This window comes from Paenibacillus sp. FSL H7-0357 (genome assembly GCF_000758525.1).
Taxonomy (GTDB): Bacteria; Bacillota; Bacilli; order Paenibacillales; family Paenibacillaceae; genus Paenibacillus_AQ.
The window spans coordinates 4898052-4911724 of record NZ_CP009241.1 but is presented as its reverse complement, the minus strand read 5'-3'; the positions used below and the strand labels follow the sequence as shown (position 1 = coordinate 4911724).

Genomic DNA, 13673 nt, shown 5'->3' with positions numbered 1-13673 from the left:
AACATTCCGCAGGTGTATGGTAAGAACAACGATGGAACAATTCTATAAAAATGGTGGGGAGAGGGTACCTTGTTCTTGCGCAGTCTTGAAATTCTGAGGAAACATGAAATGGACCATAGCCGTTATCCGTTTTCCATTACAGCTTTAAAGAACCTGAGCTCTCTTGAATTCAAAACAAACGTTTCCTTCTTTGTGGGAGAGAACGGTTCGGGCAAATCAACCCTTCTGGAGGCCATGGCCTATCAATGCGGGTTTAATACAGCAGGAGGCAGCAAGAACAACCTCTACGAGGTGGATGCTTCCCACTCTGCTCTGGGAGATCATATTCGCTTATCATGGCTGCCCAAAGTTACGAACGGCTTTTTTCTCAGGGCAGAGACCTTTTATCACTTTGCCTCTCATCTGGATACTATGCCTCAGAGCTTGCAGTATTATGGTGGGCGTTCGTTGCACGAGCAATCCCATGGTGAGGCGTTTCTGGCACTCTTTAATCATCGTTTCGGCAAAAAGGCGATCTATTTACTCGACGAACCGGAGGCGGCTCTTTCGCCAGCACGGCAATTGGCCTTACTCCGTATTATTAAGGATCTGGAACATGAAGCCCAGTTCATCATAGCTACACATTCGCCGATTCTTCTCGGTTATCCGGATGCCCAGATTCTGAATTTCGATGAAGATCCGGTTGGGGAAATTCGTTATGAAGAGACGATGCATTACATGATCACAAGACGGTTTCTCGAAAATAGAAAGAGTGTTCTGCGTGAGCTGTTCAGCGATTCGGATGAAAATGACTAGGATTGAAACTTCCTTGAAAAAAAGTGATTATGGGCCGCTCCGAGAGGATCGGCTTTTTTGGTTTATCCATCCCGAGGCCGAGATTTAAATCATCTCACAGACCGTTAAGATCCTAGCAGGTGCGGGATTATAATAAAGCAGCACCGAGGAAATACATAGCAGGTTTATATTCAGTTTAAATAAGGGGCTTACCATCCTTATATATTCAGTTGTTTAGGAGGAATTGCAAATGAATCAATTAACGAAAACAGCACCACACCACGGCGATTGGGCCATTGAAGCGCAGGGACTTGTCAAAGTCTTTGGAGACAACCGGGCGGTAGACGGTGTGGATCTGAAAGTGGGGACCGGTTCGATCTACGGTGTGCTGGGTCCGAATGGAGCGGGGAAGACCACAGCCATCCGAATGCTGGCGACCTTACTAAGACCGGATGCAGGTTCGGCGCGGATCTTCGGACATGATGTGGTAAAGGAACCGCAGATTGTGCGTCAGCTGATCGGGGTGACCGGCCAGTACGCTTCAGTCGATGAGTCGCTCAGTGCGACAGAGAATTTGGTTATATTCTCCCGCTTGCTCGGACTGGGACGTGCCGAGGCACGTCATAAGGCAGCAGAGTTGCTGGAGGAATTCGGACTCACCGAAGCGGCGAAACGTCCGCTCAAAAATTTCTCCGGCGGTATGCGCCGGAGGCTGGATTTGGCCGCAAGTCTGATTGCGCAGCCACCGCTCATTTTCCTGGATGAACCCACGACCGGTTTGGACCCGCGTACGCGCAACCAAATGTGGGATACGATCCGGCGGCTGGTGAAGTCGGGTTCAACCGTATTGCTAACCACGCAATACCTTGAAGAGGCTGATCAACTGGCCGACCGGATTGCGGTTATCGATCATGGCCGTGTGGTTGCCGAGGGTACCGTAGATGAACTGAAATCCTCTGTCGGAAGCTCGTCGCTGCATTTAAAGGTTCAGAATCCGCAAGATCTCACGAATGCCCGCCGGCTTGTGCAACAGGTGCTTCAGGTACCGTCCAGTCTTTCGGCGGAAGTCGCGAAAATCACTGCACCTATGGGCAACGCCGACCGGGTTACCGATCTGTTGATCGCGCTGCGCGAAGCAGGTATCCCGCTAGCCGAATTAAGTGTGCAGAAACCAACGCTGGATGAGGTATTTCTGACGCTCACGGGCCATGGTGTACAGGAGGACGCGGTTCAGGCGTCCGGCAAATCGAACAAAGTGGAGGAACAACAGTATGAGTACAATCATTAAACCGGGTGCCGAACGAAAGCTGAAAAATCATTCGAGCTTTAGCCAATCGGTGCGCAATTCACTAACAATGGCCTATCGGGGGTTGCTGAAAATCAAGCGTACACCCGAGCAGTTGTTTGATGTCACGTTTCAGCCTATCATTTTCACGCTGATGTTCACTTATATCTTTGGCGGTGCGATCTCTGGAGATGTGCATAATTATTTGCCGGTCATCATCCCCGGTATTCTCGTACAGACCGTTATTACGACTTCCATAGTTACAGGCGTTCAGCTCAGGGAGGATATGGAAAAGGGAGTGTTTGACCGGTTCAAGTCACTGCCGATCTCGCGGATTGCCCCGCTCGCAGGAGCATTGCTTGCCGACACCGTCCGGTACACCATAGCGACTGTACTTACTTTTGTCATGGGATATCTTCTGGGCTTTCGTCCCGAAGGCGGGATCGGGCATGTAGCAATCGCTGCGCTCCTCGTGATCGGATGTTCCTGGGCGATCAGCTGGATTTTCGCCTTCTTCGGCGTAATAGCACGCACGGCTTCCAGTGTGCAGGGGATATCCATGATTGTGCTGTTCCCGCTCACCTTTCTTTCCAATGCTTTTGTGCCGGTCAATACCATGCCGGACTGGCTCCAGTGGTTCGTGAATATTAACCCGATTTCTCATCTGGTAACAGCCGTCCGGGAGCTGGTCAACTCGGGGACAATGGGCACAGATCTTGTCTTCTCCCTCGTCGGAGCGGCTGTAATCGTAGCGATCTTCGCTCCCATCACCGTGCGTGCATATATGCGTCGTACGTAACCGTTAAAAAGAGATCTAATAATTAGGCATGAGTTGCCCGATACGGAATGGTTTCGTAATTTTCGTACCGGGCACGCCTTATAAGGCATGACGATTATAATCCTGCAATTCCTCTACGCTGAACAAATGCTTCTGCAGCCCATGATAATAGTTCCCTTTCTCTGCCGTAAAACACAGCATGCAATAATCCGGATCGGTTGGCCCAAGCGGATAATATTGTTCGTCGCCTTCTTTCCAGAAGTTCTGCTTCGTTTCATCATCAAGGAATACCTTCATATGCCCTGTAAGCATCAATCCGTGAAAGTCCTCGGCGTCGAGAAAATAAATGCAAGATTTGGAGTTGTGCATCCATTGGCTGGTGCGGATTGCAGACGTGTTTGTCGAGAACCAGAAGGTCTTTAGGCCTTCATGTTTGATCTTGAACATATTTTTGGCATTTGGAAATCCGTCACTGTCAATTGAACATGCAATGGCATCACGGCTATTTTCAATTAATTTGATGATAGCTTCTTTGGTTTGCTGCTCCATTTCGGGTTCCTCCAATTCATCATTTCAAATTATCAACAATTCTGCTCAGCATTTTCTCGAATGCAGTAACCTCCGATTCTGTGAATCCCTGATAGAACAAAGTATTCATTTGTTCAGATACGAGATCGTAAGCCTCACGGTATGCTTTGGCCTGTTCAGTAATCGTTATGAAAGTTTGCCTGCGGTTATGGTTGTCTGGAATTCGAACAATAAGCCCCCCTTCTTCCATTCTGTCAAGCATGCTGGTCAAAGAAGTATTTGCAAGCGAGGTAAGCTGGCCAATCTCGGAAATCGTAAGCCTCTCGTGTTCCCACAGCACATACAAAATCCTTCCTTGTGCACCGTTAAACGCGTCCACACCGCTTTCTTTTAACATTTTTTCAAAAACTCTGCCTTGGAGCTGTTTGATCTGAGAGATCAAGAAACCACCTGATGTTTTCGTGTGGACCACCTTCCTCCTATACAGGATATTCCTATATAGGAATGTTATCTGCGCTTTTTATCACACTTGATCTTCATATTTTTCCATTTGATAATATGATAGAATACGTTCACTTGGAGGGATACATATTATGAATCTTCACATTGCTATTTGTGACGATCAGAGGACAGAGGCCTCAAGATTGGAAGAATTGCTAATGAAGCTGCTGATGAACCTGCAGGGGATAACTGGCACCATTGAGATTTTTGAGTCAGGTGAATCCTTGCTTACGGCCATGAGCTCTACTGCTTACGATATTGTTTATCTGGATATGGAGATGCCCGGGTATAACGGCATAGAAGTCGCAGAGAAGATCCGGCTAGAAGATGCCGGGGTGTTAATCATCTATGTCACCAGCCACACCAGCTATATGAGAAGAAGCTTTGAGGTTCATCCGTTCCGTTATTTGCTGAAACCCATTGATGAACATGAACTGCAGGCCGCGACAGTCAAGGCTGTCCAGCAATGCATGCAAAGAAGCAATGTGCTGTCATTCTCAATTCATCATATGGACTATAATTTAAAAGTAGATGACATTATGTATATCACGGTAGAACGGGGAAAAAAATTGGTCCTGTGTACTGAAAACGCTACTTATTCATATTACGGCAAATTGGGGGAGTTGGAGGGACGGCTCTGGCCGCATGATTTTTGTCGCGTACATACGGGATACCTTGTAAATTGGTTCTATGTCCGGTCTTTAAGTAAAGAGCTTATTCAATTGAAGAACGGAGTGGAACTTCCTGTCAGCCGCAGTAGAAGCTCTGATTCTTTACGGTCGTACCATGCCTTTATAGAAAAGAGGCTTCTTAGATAGATGTCTTTCATTCAGGAGAATAGTCCTTACTTTTTGCTCGGTGTGTTTATGCTCATCCTTATTTATGCTCCGCAGGGGTTTGCATTCTATATTTTTCTAAAGAAATTTCTAATCCTGAACAGGAGCAAGAAGTCATTCGTAGGCTGCCTTATTCTCGTTTATATGGTTAAATCACTTACCGCAGCCAGCTTGCCGCCGGTTGTTTCGGTTGTCCTTCACCTCCTAGTGTATAGTCTGATTACGACCGTTTATTTTCGCGGCAGTGTACTGCAAAAGCTGTTCTTCAGCAGTTTCTATACGGTATTTACAGTTGTTATTGAAATGCTGGTGTGGTACGGGGTTCAGCATATCCCGCTCGATCCCGAGAGAGTGGATAACGCCAATTTCCTATGGCTGTCTTTCAGTTTCATCGTTGTTATTTTGCTAAGCATCATGTTATGCCTGCTATTGTTGCGGCTATTCCAAGTTGACAACACAACGTTACTGTCGAATCAGGATTGGGCTGTGCTGGATCTGGTTTCGGCCGGCTCTTTGCTCATTATTATTGTCAATATAAGAGGGAATGGGTTCAAGCCTTCCAATATCCCGCTTGAATTTGTGATCATTCTGTTAGGTATTCTTGTCATTAACATTGCTGTAATGTTTATGTACCATAAGTTAATGAGACGGATGCAGGTAGAATTCCATAATCATGTGCTGGAGCAGCAAGTGACGGAATACACAGGTAAGCTGAAAGAGAATCAAGAAGCAAAGCGATTGCGCCATGATCTGAATCATGTTCTGCTCCTCATTCATTCTCTGCTGGAAGCAGGAGCTGTACAAGAAGCCAGCGCTTATGTTGCGGAGGTTGCTTTGAAGCATAGGCCGGGAGAAAAATTTATCTCTTCTGGAAACATAGCTATTGATGCGATCTATAACGAGAAGTTCGCTATAGCCGAACTGAATAAGGTTGCAATGCAATCTCATTTTCGCATTCCTCAGGACTTGTCGCTTGCAGGCAAAGAGGTGAATATTGCGATAATCCTTGGCAATGCCCTCGACAATGCGATTGAAGGAGTTCAGAGATTACCCCAGCCAGGGCCGTATTCAATTGAACTGGAAGTGATTTATAGTGACGGATTATTGGTGATTTCCCTGAAGAATCCCGCATCTCTGCTTACGGAGGACGGACATGGCTCCTTTTTATCCAGCAAGCGGAACTTAGGCAGCAAAGGGTTCGGAATCGAAAGTATTGAGTATGCCGTTCAGCAGCTTCAAGGAAGTGTCAGTTTCAGATATGAGGATCAGCAGTTCATGATGCTGGCGGTATTGCCAGTGCCCGGGTAGCTATCAGATGCCAATTACTCCATCAACCGGGCAAGTTACGGTCTCCTCCCGTTTCAGAGAAGCAGTCCATGATAAAGTGAGGCTGTTCTTTATTAAAAGGAGGTTATTCCGTTGACATTGTCATTGCTCATCAGTGCAGTCCTTCAGCTTATCTTGTTCACCTCTATTCCCTATGTATACTGGTTCTTTACAAGCAGAAAGACATCTTCGTTTGTAAAGTGGATTGGCTGGAAGAAACCTCAAGTGGTTTCCAGAAGGCAGTTCATCCTATGCTTCATCCTTACAGCGACTATATTCACCAGCTTGGGAATGCTTACTACAATCTATATGCTGGATAAGGATACTTTGGCCAGCTCGCAGTTTTACGGTACAGGTCTTAAGGGGCTGATTCCGGCGTTGATCTATTCATGGATGCAGACGAGTTTGTCCGAAGAGATTCTGTTCCGCGGATTCATTGGCAAACGGCTAAGCTCGAAGTTCGGATTTGCAATTGGGAACAGTGCCCAGGCTCTATTGTTTGGCGCCGTACATGCTGTTATGTTATACAGTAGTGCCGGATTTTTTCATTCTGTAGTTGTAATGATTCTTGCAGGCTTTGTGGGCTGGAGCATCGGACTGTTGGACGAGAAGTTATCTGCCGGCTCGATTATACCAGGTTGGGTCCTGCATGGGCTGACTAACCTGATCTCCTCTATTGTTATGATGTATCAATGGATGTAGAGAAGTTTACAGATCTCCTGTGGGTTAAAACCGTAAATTGGAGGGAATTTGATGCACAAAAATGAAGCATTGCAGACATATCCATGCTCCGGGATCGAACATTTGAAGGTTCATGGCAGAACAACAGGCTGCCTGGATCCGGTAACCTTGTTCTGGACAGGAAGTGCGGTTGAATTCAACGTAAAGGCTTCGGAGCTCTGGATTGAAGTGGAGTCCGGATATGACCAGTACGAGCCTTGGATTAGTATACTCATCAACTCTGTACCTGTAAGCAGACAAATGTTAACCGCCGGAAGGTACTGGGTCTGTGTGTTCAGAGGGATGAATGAGAATGCTGCGAAGAATGTCCGGGTTGTAAAAGATGTGCAGGCTATGAGCGGAGATCCGGGCTGCTACATGCAAATCCACGCCGTGAAGACGGATGGGGAATTTGTGCCTGTTGAAGCTAGGCCCTATAAATTTGAGTTTATTGGCGACAGCATTACTTCCGGGGAAGGCGTCGTCGGAGGCAAAAGTGAAGAAGACTGGATTCCGATGTGGTTCAGCGCAATACATAATTATACGGCAATGACGGCTGACGCTTTTAACGCAGAATATCGGGTTATTTCGCAAAGCGGGTGGGGAGTGCTTACTAGCTGGGATAATAATCCGCATGCCAATCTTCCTGAAACCTACGAGCAGGTATGCGGGCTGCTTGCCGGTGCGAAAAATGCAGCGTTAGGAGCTTTTGCAGCAAATGATTTTGATTCTTGGCAGCCGGATGTGGTGGTGGTTAATCTCGGAACCAATGATGACGGTGCTTTTCATTCTCCGGGATGGCACGATGAAGATAGCGGGAAGATTCATAATCAACGGCTAAATGAGGACGGGACTTATAATGAAGCGGATTTGGCGGCATTCGAGTTGGCTGTTGAGAAGTTTCTTCTGAAGCTCAGAACTAATAATAAAACTGCGCACATCATCTGGGCCTATGGAATGCTGGGCATCCCGATGATGCCGGCGATTCATCGTGGTGTAGACCGTTATGCCAAGAGAACAGGCGACAAGAAGGTTTCTGTATTTCAACTTCCGAATATGACGAATGAAACTATAGGTGCAAGAAGCCATCCCGGGGTTTTGGCCCATAAGCAAGCGGCACAAGAGCTGACCGGTTACATCCAAGGAATTTTAGCGACATATAAATTGAACTTAAATACTTGAGATAAGGAAAAGGAGCAATGGAGGGGGATTTTGGAACTGGAGGAGCGGTATTCAGGAGGTGCAGGATGAAGGAAAGATTTTGTAAAGCGTTGGAAAGTAATGATTTGGCTGAGATGAGAAAAATACCAAAAGGGGATTTGCACAACCATCTTCCAAGAGGCGGTAATAAGAAGTATATCGAAGAATGGGCCGGAGTGAAAATACCTGATTGTCCGAAGTTTAAAGATCTGGATGAAATGAATCAATGGAATGCGCAATACATAAAACCATTATTTCAGGGAAGATTAGGGTATGAAAAACGTCTCGAAGCCGCATTTATGCAGGCAAAGTTGGATGGTGTACAGCTGCTTCATATGAGCGTTTCAATAGGAGAAGAGGCTTTTTATGATCAATCCATTGAGGATTTGGTTAAAGCATTAAAAAGGATTCATCAAAGCGTTGCTCCAGATGTTACTTTTGTACCGGAAATTGCATTCTTATCCTATACTCCTATTGATGAGATAAATGAAAAGTTAGATCAATATTTCGCTCAGAATTATTTCCAATCGTTGGATATGTTTGGCGATGAATTTGCTGTTCCTTCCTTCAAAAAAGTATACAGAAAAGCGAAAGAAAAAGGATTGCTGCTAAAAGCGCATGTAGGCGAATTTGGATCAGCTGAATTAGTCAAAGAGGCTGTAGAAGAACTTGAACTCGATCAAGTTCAGCACGGCATAGCTGCTGCCAGCTCGCAAAGCATTATGAATTGGTTATGTGATCATAAAATTCAGCTTAATATATGTCCGACAAGTAATGTTGTACTTTGCAGGGCAGCAGGTTATAACGTGCATCCTATTAGAAAATTATATGATAATGGGATTAGAGTCACCGTAAATACGGATGACATGATTATTTTTGATCAAAGTGTTTCGGAGGAATTTTTCAACCTGTATCATGCAGGTGTTTTTAATACAGCTGAACTAAATGAAATCAGAGAAAATGCTTTGTGAAGAATAAATTTCGGATAAAGGAGATATTATGACTGAGAAAATAGATGCAGGATGGAATTTCGACAACAGTTATGTTTCTCTTCCCGAATCGCTGTATACAAGGCTCAAACCGGATTCCGTAAGACTGCCGAAGCTGGTGATTTTCAATGAAACCTTGGCAGCATCTCTTGGGTTGAAGGGTCCGGCACTGCGTAGCGATGATGGTGCTGCAGTGTTTGCAGGCAACGAAATTCCTGAAGGTGCTGATTCACTTGCCCAAGCTTATGCAGGGCATCAATTCGGACACTTTAACAGGTTAGGTGATGGCAGGGCTGTGCTTCTTGGTGAACAGATTACGCCAGAAGGCGAGAGATTTGATATTCAGCTTAAGGGTGCAGGTAGAACGCCATACTCCCGCGGAGGCGATGGACGGGCAGCGCTCGGGCCAATGCTACGCGAATATATTATCAGTGAAGCCATGCATGCGCTTGGTATTCCTACCACCCGCAGCTTGGCGGTTGTCACTACAGGGGAGTCCATATTCCGCGAGACCGAGCAGCCGGGTGCTATATTGACTCGTGTAGCTGCCAGTCATCTGCGTGTCGGTACTTTTCAATATGTCTCCGCATGGGGCACTGACAAGGATCTTCAGGCTCTGGCAGATTACACGCTGCAAAGACATTATCCGGGAGCTGACTCTGATTCTGATCCGAACCGTTATCTTGTGCTGCTTCGGGAAGTGATCAAACGTCAGGCCGAGCTGATTGCTAAGTGGCAGCTGGTCGGGTTTATTCATGGAGTGATGAATACCGACAACATGGCGCTAAGTGGAGAAACCATTGACTACGGTCCTTGTGCCTTCATGGATGTCTATAATCCTGCGACAGTATTCAGCTCGATAGATCTTCAAGGCCGGTATGCCTATGGAAATCAGCCGGGGATTGCTGCGTGGAATCTCGCAAGATTTGCGGAAACGCTGCTGCCGTTGCTGCATGAAGACAAGGGCGAGGCGATCAGCCTTGCCGAGGATGCGATTGCAGATTTTCAAGAGATCTTCCTCAGCCAATGGCTCGCAGGAATGAGGGCGAAGCTTGGAATCTTTAACGAAGAACCGCAGGATGAATCCCTTATCGAAGGCTTGCTGGAAATGATGCAACAGTATCGTGCCGACTATACCCATACTTTCCGTGCCTTAACTTTAAATAAGCCGGAAGAAACGGTTTTGCATGGAACATCTGAATTTACGGGGTGGTATGAACTTTGGCAGGCGAGACTGGGCAGGCAGCAGGAATCGCAAGACGCTTCGCAGCAGGTAATGCGCGCCAGCAATCCAGCGGTAATTCCACGCAACCACCGGGTAGAAGAAGCGCTCGAAGCAGCAGTGAGAAAAGAGGACTTCAGTGTGCTGGAGCGGCTTCTTGGTGTGCTTGCGAACCCATACGCCTACTCTTCAGATCAGGATGACTACAATTCACTGCCAGAGGAATCCACCAGACCCTACCGGACTTTCTGCGGTACCTGACTAATAAAGTCTTAAAGGTTCACCCTAAAGTGGATACACTATTTTTCTCGGGAGGTAGATATTATGAAAAACAATGCCAGCGAAAAAAACAATATGGGGATAACGTCTAACTAATCATGTCCGTTAACGTTCCCCGCCATCTGAAAGGGGAAAATCAATTTGAATCAGGTATTATTAATTATTGATGCGCAGCAAGAGTTAATCGATGGAAATGAGCAGGAAAGTGCGGTATTTAACAAAGAACAGCTTATCCGGAATATTAATAAAGTGATTGAACGAGCCCAAGAAGCAGGTGTCGAAGTTGTGTTTGTAAGGGACCTCGATGTAGCGGAGGGAAAAGGTGCAGGTTTTCAAGTGCACCATGAAATCAATAAGTCTGCGGATGCCAAAGTCTTTGATAAGCTGGCAACCAATTCTTTTCACGGGACAGGACTTCTTCAATACCTGAAAGATCAGCAGATTGGGCATGTGGTCATTATGGGGTGTAAAACTCAGCACTGCATCGATACTGCAGTCCGGACTGCTACGGTCAGTAATATGGATGTCACCTTGGTTGGGGATGGACATTCTACAACGGACACTGATGTTTTAAGTGCAGAACAGATCATCAGGCATCACAATAAAACGTTACATGGGCACTACAATGTGGAACACTTTTCTATGGTCAGAGATTCCGAGGAAGATTTGTTTCGTCCCACACATGACTCTTATAGATCATAATTCGCAGGCGGCACTTAAATGTGCCGCTTTTTGCTGACTTTTCACTAGTGGGGAAGAGGGTACTAGAAACTAGACTGTGGAAAATAAAACAAACTTAGGCTATTTTTGAAATTTCTATCACGTATGTTTATGGTTGTTTTGGTTTCACTACTGCTAACATCCCTGATTGCTTGCAGCACATCAAAATTAAATGACAATAGAGGTAGCGCTGCTGAGAACAATCCACCCAAGAAGGTGGAAGAGGAAATAACTGCTGAGCCTAAAGATGAAGAATTAGGCGATTTGCTGGCGCGCAGCAATGGCGATTGGATTGATGACTCATATAATCTTACTGCCCATGATGATGCTGAAAATAGCATTAATATTTATAGTGAAGCCAACGATGATCTATCGGGTACAGTATGTTTCTTTTTGGCTCTTTTCGTAATTATTGTTGTTTTATTAGATAATTAGAGTATCAAGTTGGCGTAAGATGATTTTCTTTTAATCAATCCCAAAAAGCGACAACTTGATTTAGTTTTTCTAAATCATTTGGGGCAATCTTCAATGTCGATGCTGGTTCTCCCGTACCTCCGTAAACAAATGGATAATAAAAAAGCCCTCTATCTACGATACAAGGCAAAGAAAGCACTAAGGAGACACTACCAACAGTGTATCCAGTTATTTGCTGGACTTCTTTTGGGGTTGCCATTTTCAATTGGTTGCATTCTAAAATGTCTGACACTTCTTCTAAATTTACACGCCCACGATTTCCAGAAACAATCATTGCAAAATATCCTTTTTCTGACTTGAGAACCAAAGTGGGTGCTGTTTGACCTATTTCAATTCCAAAATAATCTGCGCCTTCCTGGGCTGTACGAATCTGTTTTTCATGATGAATAATCTCATATTGAACCCCTTTTTCTTGCAAAATCGCTTTTAGATTATCCATAAATAGGTGTACTCCCTTCCAATAATCGAAACGGCTATGAAGTTTTCAAAAGTTGGACAGTCGTGAAATTCGCTTTTTTACATGCATCTAACACCATTGTTCTTGCTCGTAGTTTCTTGCCGACTTTCTTGTGCAGCTCCGCTTTAATATTAGGGCTGTATCCATTCGCCAAATAACTGCTGCGCCTTGTCCCAATCCACCCCAAGGTCTCCGTACCATCCCGCCCACGGCATTTCCATGTCGGACCGGCCTCTTGTATTGTTCAACTGCAGTTCTCCGTTTACAATGTCTTCCCTATTGCTCCAACGATCAGCTTGAAGCTCCAACACCTGATTGGGCAGGATGCCGACCGTTGCCAGTGATTGCAGGATACCCCGGCGCACACCTGCCGTTCCTTTAACCAGCTTCATGGAGGTTAGGCGTTTCTCATATTTACCTGGAGTCTCATCTTCCGGCGCCTCAGCGAGACTGCGGAGCAGCCGATTAAAAACGGCAATATCCTCACTACTCGGGATTATAGGCTCATTCTTTATGATTTGCGCAAACTCGGTTATGTCCACATAGGCGCCGATTGGACTATTTCCATATACATTCCCTAAGTGAATGGCATATCTAATATAGGATGCGTTTGTCCAGCCTTCATCGTTGTGGCTGAACCCGCACACAGAATCACAGAATCATGTGTGATGTGCCCGATATCATTAGCCTGCCAATGATGCTGTTCCAGCAGTTCACGATCGGGATGACAGGGTATCCACCAGGTAGACGCTTACTTCCCTCTCTCTGTCGTAATCGTAATTAGGATATTTGTACAGCTTATTCAGTGCTTTAAGCAGTTTATGGTTCATATGAGCTCACCTCCTTACCAGTTTGCTTATGTTATACCAAATAAAACGGGTTCATTTCAAATAAAAGGAAGAGGGGAGGTTCATAGAACTTTTTTCTAAAGCAACGAACCACGTAATTGCACTAGGCATATGATGTATTAGTTTATTAGAAGGGAGTGTTAACCATGAGTTTCCAAACTGCAGGATATCAGCAAAAAGTTTTGTATCAAGCAGACAGCCAATCTGTTCAAAACTTAAAAAACATTAGAAGTCACCTACAGCATATATGCAAACAACATGGTAATCAAATTGTCAGAATTGAAACCCTGGACGGTCAAGTTTACGTCGGGAGAATTGTGCATTGTGACAGAGGCTTACTGTATTTCGCAGTTCCAAAGCAAGGAGGGCAGCGTGCTTTTTTCGGAGGTCCTTCTTACAGTAGTGATGAGATGATTCTAACTCTTGTCCTGTACGAGCTGCTTGTCATTACTTTATTGTACACATAACATAAATGGGAAAAGAGCCTCCATAGCGTAGGCTCTTGTTTTTTTAATATCATTTTAGAACGTTCTCAGAACAATTACCAACAGAATGTAAAGCACCAAGATGACAGTAGTAGAAGTATACCCTCCAAATCCTGCACAACCACTCATTGTTGTTCCTCCTTTGCTTTAACTTATACCCCATACTATGTATCTGTCCCTATCTCTGTAACGACTAATGCCTAAATTGTTTTTTTTCTTGATCATCTTCATCGCTCTTTATAAATTCTATA

General features: G+C 45.3%; 17 protein-coding genes. 12 read left to right on the top strand and 5 right to left on the bottom strand.

Annotated elements, in window-relative coordinates:
- Positions 1-69 precede the first annotated feature (69 nt).
- The 3 genes from H70357_RS21470 (at position 70) to H70357_RS21460 (ending at position 2858) form a co-directional block, all read left to right on the top strand.
- On the top strand, positions 70-795 hold the full coding sequence (locus H70357_RS21470; protein ID WP_038593908.1) for an AAA family ATPase: 726 nt from the start codon (positions 70-72) through the stop codon (positions 793-795).
- Positions 796-1024: 229 nt separating this feature from the next.
- Positions 1025-2062 (top strand): ATP-binding cassette domain-containing protein, encoded by a 1038-nt coding sequence (locus H70357_RS21465; protein WP_038593905.1) that lies wholly within the window; start codon positions 1025-1027, stop codon positions 2060-2062.
- Positions 2046-2858, top strand: coding sequence for an ABC transporter permease (locus H70357_RS21460; protein WP_038593902.1), 813 nt, complete (start codon positions 2046-2048; stop codon positions 2856-2858). The genes H70357_RS21465 and H70357_RS21460 overlap by 17 nt, the downstream gene beginning before the upstream one ends.
- 78 nt (positions 2859-2936) lie before the next feature.
- On the opposite strand, the gene H70357_RS21455 is transcribed toward H70357_RS21460, so the two are convergent.
- Positions 2937-3386 carry a pyridoxamine 5'-phosphate oxidase family protein gene (locus tag H70357_RS21455; protein ID WP_038593899.1) on the bottom strand — a complete coding sequence of 150 codons (450 nt, stop codon included), beginning with the start codon at positions 3384-3386 and terminating at the stop codon, positions 2937-2939.
- 19 nt (positions 3387-3405) lie between these two features.
- On the bottom strand, positions 3406-3762 hold the full coding sequence (locus H70357_RS21450; protein WP_081966217.1) for a MarR family transcriptional regulator: 357 nt from the start codon (positions 3760-3762) through the stop codon (positions 3406-3408).
- 196 nt (positions 3763-3958) lie between these two features.
- On the opposite strand from H70357_RS21450, the gene H70357_RS21445 reads away from it, so the two are divergent.
- The 8 genes from H70357_RS21445 (at position 3959) to H70357_RS21410 (ending at position 11593) form a co-directional block, all read left to right on the top strand.
- Positions 3959-4684, top strand: a complete 726-nt coding sequence (locus H70357_RS21445) for a LytR/AlgR family response regulator transcription factor (protein ID WP_038593892.1) — start codon at positions 3959-3961, stop codon at positions 4682-4684.
- The gene (locus H70357_RS21440; RefSeq protein ID WP_038593889.1) at positions 4685-6010 is read left to right on the top strand and encodes an ATP-binding protein; all 1326 of its coding nucleotides are present in this window, start codon (positions 4685-4687) and stop codon (positions 6008-6010) included.
- 111 nt (positions 6011-6121) lie between these two features.
- Positions 6122-6730: a CPBP family intramembrane glutamic endopeptidase gene (locus H70357_RS21435; RefSeq protein ID WP_038593886.1), complete on the top strand. Its 609-nt coding sequence runs from the start codon at positions 6122-6124 to the stop codon at positions 6728-6730.
- Between the two features lie 51 nt (positions 6731-6781).
- The gene (locus H70357_RS21430) at positions 6782-7930 is read left to right on the top strand and encodes an SGNH/GDSL hydrolase family protein (protein ID WP_038593883.1); all 1149 of its coding nucleotides are present in this window, start codon (positions 6782-6784) and stop codon (positions 7928-7930) included.
- 65 nt (positions 7931-7995) lie between these two features.
- Positions 7996-8919 (top strand): amidohydrolase family protein, encoded by a 924-nt coding sequence (locus H70357_RS21425; RefSeq protein WP_038593880.1) that lies wholly within the window; start codon positions 7996-7998, stop codon positions 8917-8919.
- Between the two features lie 28 nt (positions 8920-8947).
- Complete coding sequence (locus tag H70357_RS21420; protein WP_038593877.1) at positions 8948-10420, top strand: protein adenylyltransferase SelO; 1473 nt, start codon at positions 8948-8950, stop codon at positions 10418-10420.
- Positions 10421-10579: 159 nt separating this feature from the next.
- Positions 10580-11140, top strand: coding sequence for a cysteine hydrolase family protein (locus tag H70357_RS21415; protein WP_038593874.1), 561 nt, complete (start codon positions 10580-10582; stop codon positions 11138-11140).
- Positions 11141-11263: 123 nt separating this feature from the next.
- On the top strand, positions 11264-11593 hold the full coding sequence (locus H70357_RS21410) for a hypothetical protein (RefSeq protein WP_156130918.1): 330 nt from the start codon (positions 11264-11266) through the stop codon (positions 11591-11593).
- 34 nt (positions 11594-11627) lie between these two features.
- On the opposite strand, the gene H70357_RS21405 is transcribed toward H70357_RS21410, so the two are convergent.
- On the bottom strand, positions 11628-12071 hold the full coding sequence (locus H70357_RS21405; RefSeq protein ID WP_038593867.1) for an aminoacyl-tRNA deacylase: 444 nt from the start codon (positions 12069-12071) through the stop codon (positions 11628-11630).
- A gap of 149 nt (positions 12072-12220) precedes the next feature.
- Complete coding sequence (locus tag H70357_RS34830; protein ID WP_231578299.1) at positions 12221-12736, bottom strand: hypothetical protein; 516 nt, start codon at positions 12734-12736, stop codon at positions 12221-12223.
- Between the two features lie 347 nt (positions 12737-13083).
- On the opposite strand from H70357_RS34830, the gene H70357_RS21395 reads away from it, so the two are divergent.
- A complete protein-coding gene (locus tag H70357_RS21395; RefSeq protein ID WP_038593865.1) occupies positions 13084-13404 on the top strand; it encodes a hypothetical protein in 321 nt (106 codons plus the stop codon).
- A 54-nt stretch (positions 13405-13458) separates the two neighbouring features.
- Here the strand turns inward: H70357_RS21395 and H70357_RS36720 are convergent, their stop codons facing one another.
- Positions 13459-13551 carry a YjcZ family sporulation protein gene (locus H70357_RS36720; RefSeq protein WP_231578298.1) on the bottom strand — a complete coding sequence of 31 codons (93 nt, stop codon included), beginning with the start codon at positions 13549-13551 and terminating at the stop codon, positions 13459-13461.
- Positions 13552-13673: the final 122 nt, after the last annotated feature.

Excerpts from the sequence above, each read along its gene's own strand:
- H70357_RS21455 (WP_038593899.1), bottom strand. The coding sequence starts at position 3,386 with ATGGAGCAGCAAACCAAAGAAGCTATCATCAAATTAATTGAAAATAGC.
- H70357_RS21460 (WP_038593902.1), top strand. The coding sequence starts at position 2,046 with ATGAGTACAATCATTAAACCGGGTGCCGAACGAAAGCTGAAAAATCAT.
- H70357_RS21395 (WP_038593865.1), top strand. The coding sequence starts at position 13,084 with ATGAGTTTCCAAACTGCAGGATATCAGCAAAAAGTTTTGTATCAAGCA.
- H70357_RS21410 (WP_156130918.1), top strand. The coding sequence starts at position 11,264 with ATGTTTATGGTTGTTTTGGTTTCACTACTGCTAACATCCCTGATTGCT.
- H70357_RS21450 (WP_081966217.1), bottom strand. The coding sequence starts at position 3,762 with ATGTTAAAAGAAAGCGGTGTGGACGCGTTTAACGGTGCACAAGGAAGG.
- H70357_RS21440 (WP_038593889.1), top strand. The coding sequence starts at position 4,685 with ATGTCTTTCATTCAGGAGAATAGTCCTTACTTTTTGCTCGGTGTGTTT.
- H70357_RS36720 (WP_231578298.1), bottom strand. The coding sequence starts at position 13,551 with ATGAGTGGTTGTGCAGGATTTGGAGGGTATACTTCTACTACTGTCATC.
- H70357_RS21465 (WP_038593905.1), top strand. The coding sequence starts at position 1,025 with ATGAATCAATTAACGAAAACAGCACCACACCACGGCGATTGGGCCATT.
- H70357_RS21430 (WP_038593883.1), top strand. The coding sequence starts at position 6,782 with ATGCACAAAAATGAAGCATTGCAGACATATCCATGCTCCGGGATCGAA.
- H70357_RS21445 (WP_038593892.1), top strand. The coding sequence starts at position 3,959 with ATGAATCTTCACATTGCTATTTGTGACGATCAGAGGACAGAGGCCTCA.
- H70357_RS21425 (WP_038593880.1), top strand. The coding sequence starts at position 7,996 with ATGAAGGAAAGATTTTGTAAAGCGTTGGAAAGTAATGATTTGGCTGAG.
- H70357_RS21405 (WP_038593867.1), bottom strand. The coding sequence starts at position 12,071 with ATGGATAATCTAAAAGCGATTTTGCAAGAAAAAGGGGTTCAATATGAG.
- H70357_RS21420 (WP_038593877.1), top strand. The coding sequence starts at position 8,948 with ATGACTGAGAAAATAGATGCAGGATGGAATTTCGACAACAGTTATGTT.